The organism is Flaviflexus sp., from assembly GCF_052087705.1.
GTDB lineage: Bacteria > Actinomycetota > Actinomycetes > Actinomycetales > Actinomycetaceae > Flaviflexus > Flaviflexus ciconiae.
In genome coordinates this window covers 1-9624 of record NZ_JBQCYC010000035.1, presented here as the reverse complement: position 1 = coordinate 9624, position 9624 = coordinate 1, and the positions used below count along the sequence as shown (strand labels likewise).

Sequence of the window (9624 nt, the reverse complement as noted above, 5' to 3'; positions counted from 1 at the left end):
CGTTTCATGCCACGACGCGCAAAACGCCCGCTACACACTCAATTATGAAGAGCCGATTAAGGTAGACCGGTTGCTCGAAAACGTGACGAAGGGGTCTTCCCTGCTGGTGTTAGTTCACGCGCTTGCCCAGGCCTGGGGAGTATACTCATCACTTGGTCGGATGGTGTTTTAAGCGGCAACACGTTGCTTGCGCACCATCCATCGCAATGAAACTGGGATTGAATCGAATGGTCTTGAGGTTTGACGTCAACGACGTTTTCGCAAACTGTCGGTGGAAGAGCCTAGGCTACCCAGTATGAGCAACGGTGGGAGTTTGATGATCGTCAACCTCAGAAGGAGTCCCGGTATGGTTCCGGTGCGCGCGAATCATGTTCGTCACTTGACCGAACCGAGGAAGGTAGCAACCGAATGAGTGAGCAGCCGATCCTGGTCGACGACTCGAAGTTCCTTCACCTGCACCGCCGCCCAAGCTTCACCGCATATCTGAAGTCACTGTGGGGACGCCGCCACTTCATCTGGGCCGATGCTCGCGGGCGCTCATTTGAAACCGACCGGGACTATTACCTTGGCAAGTTCTGGCTCGTTGCTTCGCCACTACTTGACGCCGCCATGTACGGAGTAATCTTCGGTCTACTCCTGCGCACCTCCCGAGGTATCGAGAACTACATTGGCTACCTCGTTATCGGCGTCATTTTCTTCTCGTTCCTCACGAAGTACATGACGAGCGGTGCGACACTGATCAAGTCGTCGAAGAACATGATTACGGCTTTCCAGTTCCCACGCGCGAGCCTCGTCATGTCGCAGTCGATCCGCATGGTTCTTGACTCGACCGTTCCTGCCCTCGTTGCAATTATTGCGGCCCTTCTTGCCCAGATCTCAACGCCGCCAACATTCGCGATTCTGTGGGTGATCCCGGTGTTTGCTCTCCTGCACATTTTCGGCACGGGGCTGATGTTCTTCGTAGCCCGGCTCTGCTTCCAGATCCCTGATTTGCAGGCTTTGGTTCGTATTTTCCAGCGCGGCTGGTTCTACATTTCCGGCGTATTTTTCTCGATTGAACGATTTGCGACACAGCCTCTTGTGCAGGACGTTATGACCGCGAATCCGGCCTACATGTTCCTCTCCGCCGTGCGTAACGCGGTGCTGTACGGAACGGGCCCGGGCCTGGGTGACTTCTTCATTTTGGTCGCCGTTTCATTCGGAACGTTCGGTCTTGGCATGATCTACTTCTGGCGAGGTGAGGAAAAGTATGGCGCAGTCCAGTGAGTATGCAGTCGTCGCACGCGACATTCGTAAGAGCTACATCGCCAGGGGAGCGGACCGCAGGAAGAACATCAAGTCCCGCGATATCACCGTGGAGGCTCTTAAGGGAGTTTCTTTCGCGGCACCGTCCGGTGAATCCATCGGTATTCTCGGTCAGAACGGCTCGGGTAAGTCGACACTCTTAAGGTTGATTGCGGGTGGCGAGACTCCAACGTCGGGTAGCCTTCTGGTCCGTAGCCAGCCCGTCCTTCTTGGAATCAGCGCCGCACTGCAGCCCACCCTGTCGGGTGCGCGCAACGTTCGCCTGGGATGCCTCGCCATGGGAATGACTCCCGAACAGGTGGACGAGGTTTACGACGAGATCGTGTCGCTGTCCGGCCTTGATGAGGATGCGATGGCACGACCCATGCAGACCTACTCGGCGGGCATGGGGTCCCGCCTGAGGTTTGCGATTGCCACGTCGATCGACCCCGATATTCTTCTTATCGACGAGGCCCTTTCTGCTGGTGACGCAGCGTTTGCAACGCGGGCGAAGCGTCGTATGGATCATCTCCTGACCAAAGCCCACTCGATCTTCCTCGTGTCCCATGCCGCGCAGACTATTGAGGAAATGTGCACCCGCGCTATCTGGCTTCACAAGGGCGAAATCATTGCCGACGGGCCCGCCGAATCAACGGCACGCCACTACCGCCTGTGGGCATGGCGGGAAGCGAAGGACGAGTACGAAAGCGCCAACAAAATCATCGAGGACGTGAAGAAGGATTACGTGAAACCCAATATAGTCCTTGCCTCAGACGAGAAAAACCACAACGGCAAGAGGCACTAGCGAGTCTTTCGAAAGGGATTTCCAAGACTGTGTGGCTAGGGAGGTCTCGCTCTCTTGTTGTCAGTCGGTCTCGAGCTAGACCCGGGACCCGCTCATAACAAGCGACCGCCTATAGTTTTATGCCTCGTCGGCCAGACGTTCGTAGAGTACCCGGTACCGCTTTCCATTTGCACTCCACGTGCGGGTGGCGGCAAAGTCCTTGCTGAGGCTCGGATCAGCGTCCCGTGCTTGGAGGATTGCCTGGGCGAGGCTCTCACCGTTACCTGCCTCGCTGTAGGTTGAGATTCCACCTGTGACTTCCCGCAAAGCTGGCAGGTCGCTCGTGACGACGGGAACTCCGAGTGCAAGAGCAATGAGGGGCTTGATAGGTGTGACCGTGCGGGCGACGGCCGTGTCGTGCCGCGGTACAGCAAACACATCGAGCGCCCCGTACCAGCGCCAGATATCCTCCGATGGCTTCCGACCGGCAAAGATCAGCCGGTCCGATACGCGTAGGGTTTCGGCGAGCTTCTCGAGCTCGGGCCGAGCGGTTCCGTCTCCGACGATGAGAACCCGAGCATCCGCCGGCAGGTACTTGATGGACCGGATCAGGGTGTCGAGTCCCTCGTATCCGACAACGGCAGTGATGGCCCCAACGATGAGTCCGTCGGGCAAGCCAAGCTCTGCACGGAGCCTCGCTTTGTCAACCGGTTGGGTGAGGAGCCTGTCTTCAACTGCATTGGGGACGACAATGATGCGGCTACGGTCGACGCCGCGACTAACGAGCTGGTTAGCGGAAATCTCACTTAATGCGGCGACCCCGTGAGCTGCGGCTGCGACGCGGGCTTCCTGGGTGCGCGCTAGCCGATAGAACTCGCTCTGCTCAGCGGCTGGCTGATCTTCCTCGGGGAAGCGAGAGAGCCAGGTTTTCTCCATCTCACCTCGCGCCTCGTACACCCACGGGATACCAAGTTCCTGTGCCGCGGCGTGAACGATTAGGCCGTTACGGAAATCTGTCGTTGTATGCAGGATTGTTGAGCCTTGCCGACGGCCAATCTCGGCCAGCATGCGTGCGCTCTTCTCGTGTCGCTCGGTGAGCTGGGCCGGGAAAATCGAGGGCAAGAGTCTCTCGTATGTGATCCCGTCGATTGTGTCGGTTGGAGACTTGGGTATCTTTCCGACGGTCACGGGGTAAGCGATCCTTGTCGTTGCCCGCACACTGACACCCTCGTTCTTGATCGAGGAAAGGACCGAGTGGGAACGCAGTGAATAGCCCGACTGGGTATGGGGCAGGGAGTTCGTGAGGAAATGGAGTGAGCGAATATCGCTACCGTCAACTCCCGTTAACGTAGCGGTATCCAGAGGCCCTTGCTTTGTGAGCGTGCTACCGAGAAGTCCCTTGGTAGTGAGGAGCTCAAGCTCGCCCTGGATGCGCCTGCGTTGCTTACCGGTGGCGGCCTCGGTTGCCTTCGAGTATTCGCCCTCGGTGAAGAGAGTGTCTGCCGACCCATCGGAGCCGGCCGTGTCGTGACCGCTCTTCTTGGGACGCAGGAAAGAGATGTTCAGTCTTTCTCCGACCTGACCGATGAACTTCTTCGGGTCGGTCAGGAACAGGCGTGACATCGAGGTGGCGCCGAGCGTGGAGACCTTCAGCCAATGCTTCATGAGAGAACGTTTTCTACGAGTGCGAGGAACTGGGCGGGTGCGATGGAGTTGCGCTGGGTTTCAACCCAGTCGCCACCCCTGCTGTCAACGGATAGGAGCGAACGATCGTCGATGATGCGGGACCAGATCTCAGCGAGTCCCTTCGGATCATCAGCATTGGCAACATGGCCGGCCCCGAGTGAGGAGACGATGTCGGCGGGTTCACCGTTGATGCCACCGCTGATGTGATGTCCGAGCGCCATGAGCTCGTAGAGCTTTGAGGGAACTGTGAGTGACATGGGATTCCAGGAGGCCAGGTTAACAAGTGCCGTATCTGCCCAGGCGTAGTGGCTACTGAGTTCTTCGGGACTGACGCGGCTCAGGAATTCAGCATTGATATTGCCGTCTTCTGCGGCCGCCTGGAGGCGCTTCTTGGCGGCTCCGCCACCGATGAAATGGAAGTGAATGTGCTTGCCTTCGTCCTGGAGAAGACGAGCGGCCCGGATGGTGCTCCGGAGGTTTTGTGCCCGCCCCAGCGTTCCAGCGTAAACCACCCGGAGGGAGTTCTCTTCAGGAATGAGTGGCGGCTTTACTTCGGGGAGGACGTGCGGGAAAACGTTGCGCACGGTCGCCACGTGGCTGGGTGGCAGGCTGGTATGCACTGAGCTATTCAGCAGGTGCTCGCGCAGGCTATCGGTGGTGACGATGATGCCGGAAGCATTTTGCAGTGATCCCAGGATCTGGTCGCTCGTCACCTTGGCGACGAGCGAACCGGCACGGAACTTGAGGTTGCTTGTGCCACCACCCCGGACGCGCAGCGATTCATCCCAGCGGTCCGAGTACTTGAGCAGATCCGGCCAAGCGTCCCGCAGATCAATAACATAGGGGACTCCCAGTGCTTTCGCAATCAGTCTTGTGACGATTGCGGTCGGGAGCGAGGGGACCGTTCCGATGATGAGGTCGGGCTTCTCGACGTTCCTATTAAGGAACGTGAGGAGCGCAGTTGTCACCGACGTGGAAGACACGATTGCCTGGTCGAGGGCTCGTGAGACGAGCTTCTCCGAGTGCGGGAAGAAGGATGTGCGGAGAATTCTCTCGCCGGCCGCGCCGTATTCGACGGTGCTTTTCTCCCAGTCCGATAGTAGCTGTCCGCCGGGGTAGTGCGGGGGAGGGACGACGGCCGTGACGTGATGGCCCGCGTCGGTCAGGATCTTAGAGAGCCACGTCCAGCGGCGCTGATGTACGCCGTTCTCCGGATACCAGCACTGCGAGAGAACAAGAATTTTCATCGGTCGGAGGAAGCCTTTTCCAGGTAGGGGCGGATCTGTTCGGCCAGCGAATCGTAAAATTCAGGAACGTAATGGAAGGGTGCTGCCCCCCACCTGTGCTCCCGATCCCCAAGGATCGTGTCGGGGTCGGGTTTAATGATCGTAAAGCCCAGGTCCTCGTAGATCTTCCAGTAGGAGGGGAGGATGGCGTTTGCCCAGTCGGCGGTCTTGCCCACGCTGAGCGGAGCTTCTTCGCCGGTCTTTAGATGGGTGGCCCAGGGGGAGTGGATGACAACCGTTTTCTCGAACAGGCCCTTCTCGATGAGCTTGTCCTTCATCATCTCCGCCTGCTGCGAATAGGCGACCAGGTGCTCCGGTGTTCCAAATTCAACGAGATCCCAGTCCGTTAGCGTGTCATAGAGTCCCGTCGGAATTCCGTCGATTGAACGGGTTATGACCTCGCCGATTGGAGACACGTAAACACCGTGCCTTTCATCGACGAGGTCGATGAGGACAAGATCAATATCTTCTGCGATGAGTACTTGCTTCAGCCCGGTTCCGTAAACGTCGGACTTGTACGAGTTTAGTTGGAACGGGTGTGGAAATTCCGGGTGTTCGGGCTTGTTATCGGTGGCCGGATGGTAGTAGCTAAGAACTGACTGCCGGGCGACGTAGACCGGCACACGAGTCATGTCTGACAGCGACATTTGAATCATGTCTCGACTGACGCAACTCCCGAGTATGGCTACTCGTGCAGGCTCGTTTGCAGTCATGGGTTATTCCTTCGAAGACCAGGTCTCATCGAGAGCTTCTCGCGATACATCCGTTACCGTTCCGCACAGCGTTTTGGTAATCCAATTTACCCTACCAACTTTACTGCTCTGCACTGGGAAACTGCTTGGTGCGCAGGTCAACATCACCATGTATCCGAACACGTTTGCCACGGGAACGCGGCTGAGACCACAGGTTGTGGGGAACGAAGCGTGCTCGCGCGTACCGGCCGGTGAGTAGCGTAGGATCGGCGGAAGAAAGCAATCATTCTTTACCGATTGCGTGAGATGTTGAAAGGCTTGTTTGGATGAGCAAGAAGAAGATCATGGTCGTTATGGGCACGCGGCCGGAAGCGATCAAGATGGCTCCCGTCATTCTCGCGATGAAGGACTCGGACGTTCTTGATCCAATCGTTGTCTCCACCGGGCAGCACCGCGAAATGCTGGATCAAGTCAACGAGGTCTTCGGCATTACTCCCGACATGGACCTCGACATTTTCGAGCCGGGCCAGTCGCTCAACGTCATGCTGTCAAAGATCATCACCGGTATCGACACTGCGATCACCGACATCGATCCGGACGCTCTCATGGTCCAGGGCGACACCACCTCGGTGTCCGGAGCGGCCATGGCAGCCTTCTACCGCTCCATCCCCGTCATCCACCTCGAGGCAGGCCTGCGCTCTGGCAACCTGTTCGATCCCTTCCCCGAAGAAGGCAACCGCCTTATCACCGGCCAGATCTCCTCGCTGCACCTGGCACCGACCGATCAAGCCAAGCAGAACCTGGTCCGCGAGCAATTCAACCCAGACAACATTGTCGTCACCGGCAACACCGTCATCGATGCACTGCTCCATGCCACGAAGGAGCCCAAGCCCTTCACCGATCCGCGCGTTGCGAAACTTGCCGAGTCCGGCAGGGACATCCTGCTCGTGACTGCGCACCGCCGCGAGAACCTAGGTGAGAACATGGAATTAATCGGCAAGGCCATTGCCGAACTCGCCACCAAGTACCCCGACAAGGCAGTGCTGTTCCCGATCCACCGCAACCCAAAGGTCCGCGAGGCCGTTCTGCCCCAGATCGAGCACCTCAACAACGTGGTGTGGACCGAGCCACTTCCGTACGGCGAGTTCTGCCACGCCCTGAAGGTCTCCCACATCATCCTCACTGACTCCGGCGGCGTCCAAGAAGAAGCCCCCTCGCTCGGCAAGCCCGTCCTTGTCATGCGCAAGACCACGGAACGTCCCGAGGCAATCGAGGCCGGCAACGCCCGCCTCGTCGGTGCACACACCGACGCCATCGTCGATGCCGTCACCGAACTGGCCCAATCCCAGGATGCCTACGAGACCATGTCCCAGGCAATCAACCCGTACGGCGACGGCAAGTCTTCCGACCGCGTGGTCGCGGCCATCGCCGCTCTACTCGGCGTGGGGGAGAGACTCCCCGAATTCGAGTACACCACAGGTCACTGATATTGAGTTGAGAAAGCCGCCGGAGACTTACGATCCGGCGGCTTTCACTGAGTAGCCGGACATGGTTTTAGCCGATCGCATGTCTTCTCAGGAGTAAAGCACGTCAAGGAGGAGCGGTCACCCATATCGATGTAAGTTGCTTCTTGTGCTCGTCCCCTGTCTTCTCAGACACGTTTACGGGAGCGGCTTCGGCGCGATCGCGGAGCTTTGGTTAAACTCGATGAGTCCGCCAACGTAGAAATCGAGTTTTCTTTTCCATGACCCAACGTGTTGAGGATTCTAACCAGCGACTGATGAGGGGATTGCCCGAACGGCGATACCTTCCTGAACTGCACGGTGTACGCGGTGTTGCCCTGCTGGGCGTCGTTCTCTTCCACCTTTTTGGCTCGGGAAAGATCTCCGGCGGCATCGATATCTTCCTTGCGATATCGGGCTTCCTCTTCACCGGAATGCTGCTACGCGAATCCGCAGCCAAGGGCGGTCCTGTTGATCTGTTCAAATATTTTGGACGGCTGTTCCGAAGAATCGTTGCACCGGCAGCAACCGTTGCTCTCGCAACGCTTGCGCTAGCGCTCGTTATCCTGCCCGTCACGCAACACCGCCAGCTGTGGACCGAGGCGCGAGCCTCGATTCTCTACTTTGAGAATATTGAGCTCATCAACTCGCAGCTGACCTATGACGCTGCTGGACCTGACACGTCTCCCTTCCAACACTTCTGGTCCCTATCCGTGCAAGGGCAGTTCTATCTGGTGTGGCCGTTCGTTGCCATACTTTCGGTCCTCATTGCCCGCCTGATCAAGCGGTCCGCGGCTGGCGTCATGGCGACGCTTGCGGGGCTCATCGTTGTTGTTTCCCTGGGTTATGCCATCTACGTTGGGAGCTACAACCAGGACGAGGCGTACCTCATGACGCAAACCCGCGCCTGGCAGCTCGCCTTTGGTGCCCTTATTGCGCTGGCGGGATCAAAGATCAGGCTTCCCAAGAAACTCCGGGGAGTGGGCGGTTGGCTGGGCTTTGCCCTCATTGTTAGCTGCGGATTCCTGTTGGACGGCAGGGCTCTCTTCCCGGGACCCTGGGCATTCTGGCCGATCCTCGGGCTTACCCTCGTCCTTATCTCGGCGGGCCCAGAAGGCGGCAACAAGGATCTGAAATGGTCAGCCACGTACTTCCTTACCAACAAGGTTTTTGCCTGGATTGGTGATCGTGCCTACGGCCTCTACCTGTGGCACTGGCCGCTCCTGATTTTCTACATGGAGATTGCGGACAAACAGGCAATTAACGTCATTGATGGTCTCGGCATCCTCGCCGTTTCCTTCGTGATTGCTTCGATCATGTACAAGCTCCTCGAGCAGCCGCTGTCCCGAGCGACTAAAAAAGCGAATGCGCCCGGTGGCGGACGCAGGAACAAGTACACCGTTGTTGCCGGCGTCGTCACGATTGGTCTCGTTGGTGTGGGTACAACAGCGTTTGCTCCGACACCGCCCGAGCTCAAGGTTGCGTATGAGGGGTTGGACGCGGACAAGTACCCGGGTGCTGCGCAAGCATTCCAGGATGAACCGCCAGCCGAGGAAGAAATCTTCCCCGAAGTCGAATACGCACAAGACTATATGCCCGAGTACGTTGCACGCGGCTGTCGCCAGGAAGGGAATAACGTACCCGGCACCGATGAGGTTCTTATCTGCGAGGACGAGGATCCACCTGCGAATCCAACGGCCACGATTGTCCTCGCTGGCGGTTCCCATGCCGGTCACTTCGAGGCGGCGTTCAAGGCTCTGGGTGACAAATACGACTGGGAAGTAATTGTGGCAGTCAAATCAGGCTGTGTCTTTGGCCTGGAAGAAAACCCGGATCACTGGATGTGTGGTCAGTGGAATGAGAACTTTATTGAATGGCTCGACACTCAAGACGTCGACCTCGTTGTCACACCCGGTACCAGGCTCTGGCAGCCCGAGAACGTTCTGGCTGACGCCCCCTACTGGTGGGAGCAGATCACCGATACGGGTGCGAATCTTCTCCTCACACGCGGAACTCCGCGAGGCATGGAGAACGTCCCCGATTGCCTTGCGTCGGGTGGCACTGCGCAAGAGTGCGGCCTCCCCAAGGCAAACATTGCCGAGGTTAACCCGCTTTTGGAAATGGACCTGCCGGAGGGCACGCACTTGCTGGATCTGACCGAGTACGTGTGCCCGGCCATTGACGATGATTCAAAGGCTAATTGCGATGCTGTTGTTGGCAATCTTCTCGTCTGGTACGACACGGACCATTTCACAGTCCCGTTCTCGCAGTCGTTGGCACCAGCGATCGAAGAAGAGCTAAGCGACACTCTTCCAACCCTCTTCAGATAGGTAAAACCGGCTCTTCATAATTGGGGGTGTAGTTTGTTTTGGAATCTGCCGCTGTTGAGG

7 protein-coding genes are annotated in these 9624 nt (G+C 57.9%); 4 read left to right on the top strand and 3 right to left on the bottom strand.

The features are described from left to right. Window positions 1–408 precede the first annotated feature (408 nt). Both ACTHUY_RS11745 and ACTHUY_RS11740 read left to right on the top strand, forming a co-directional pair. Complete coding sequence (locus ACTHUY_RS11745) at window positions 409–1266, top strand: ABC transporter permease (protein WP_441654853.1); 858 nt, start codon at window positions 409–411, stop codon at window positions 1264–1266. Continuing rightward, entirely contained in the window at window positions 1250–2089 is an 840-nt protein-coding gene (locus ACTHUY_RS11740; protein WP_441676079.1) for an ABC transporter ATP-binding protein, read from the top strand. Before ACTHUY_RS11745 ends, ACTHUY_RS11740 begins: the two co-directional genes overlap by 17 nt. A gap of 117 nt (window positions 2090–2206) precedes the next feature. On the opposite strand, the gene ACTHUY_RS11735 is transcribed toward ACTHUY_RS11740, so the two are convergent. The 3 genes from ACTHUY_RS11735 to ACTHUY_RS11725 are packed head-to-tail and all read right to left on the bottom strand — an operon-like array spanning window position 2207 to window position 5753. Further along, entirely contained in the window at window positions 2207–3733 is a 1527-nt protein-coding gene (locus ACTHUY_RS11735) for a glycosyltransferase family 4 protein (protein WP_441676081.1), read from the bottom strand. Beyond that, window positions 3730–5001 (bottom strand): glycosyltransferase family 4 protein, encoded by a 1272-nt coding sequence (locus ACTHUY_RS11730; protein WP_441676082.1) that lies wholly within the window; start codon window positions 4999–5001, stop codon window positions 3730–3732. Before ACTHUY_RS11730 ends, ACTHUY_RS11735 begins: the two co-directional genes overlap by 4 nt. Continuing rightward, window positions 4998–5753 (bottom strand): DUF6270 domain-containing protein, encoded by a 756-nt coding sequence (locus tag ACTHUY_RS11725; RefSeq protein WP_441676083.1) that lies wholly within the window; start codon window positions 5751–5753, stop codon window positions 4998–5000. Before ACTHUY_RS11725 ends, ACTHUY_RS11730 begins: the two co-directional genes overlap by 4 nt. A 305-nt stretch (window positions 5754–6058) precedes the next feature. Between ACTHUY_RS11725 and wecB the strand changes: the two genes are divergently transcribed. Both wecB and ACTHUY_RS11715 read left to right on the top strand, forming a co-directional pair. After that, window positions 6059–7219, top strand: a complete 1161-nt coding sequence (gene wecB, locus ACTHUY_RS11720; protein WP_441676084.1) for a non-hydrolyzing UDP-N-acetylglucosamine 2-epimerase — start codon at window positions 6059–6061, stop codon at window positions 7217–7219. Window positions 7220–7476: 257 nt separating this feature from the next. Further along, window positions 7477–9564: an acyltransferase family protein gene (locus ACTHUY_RS11715; protein ID WP_441676085.1), complete on the top strand. Its 2088-nt coding sequence runs from the start codon at window positions 7477–7479 to the stop codon at window positions 9562–9564. Window positions 9565–9624: the final 60 nt, after the last annotated feature.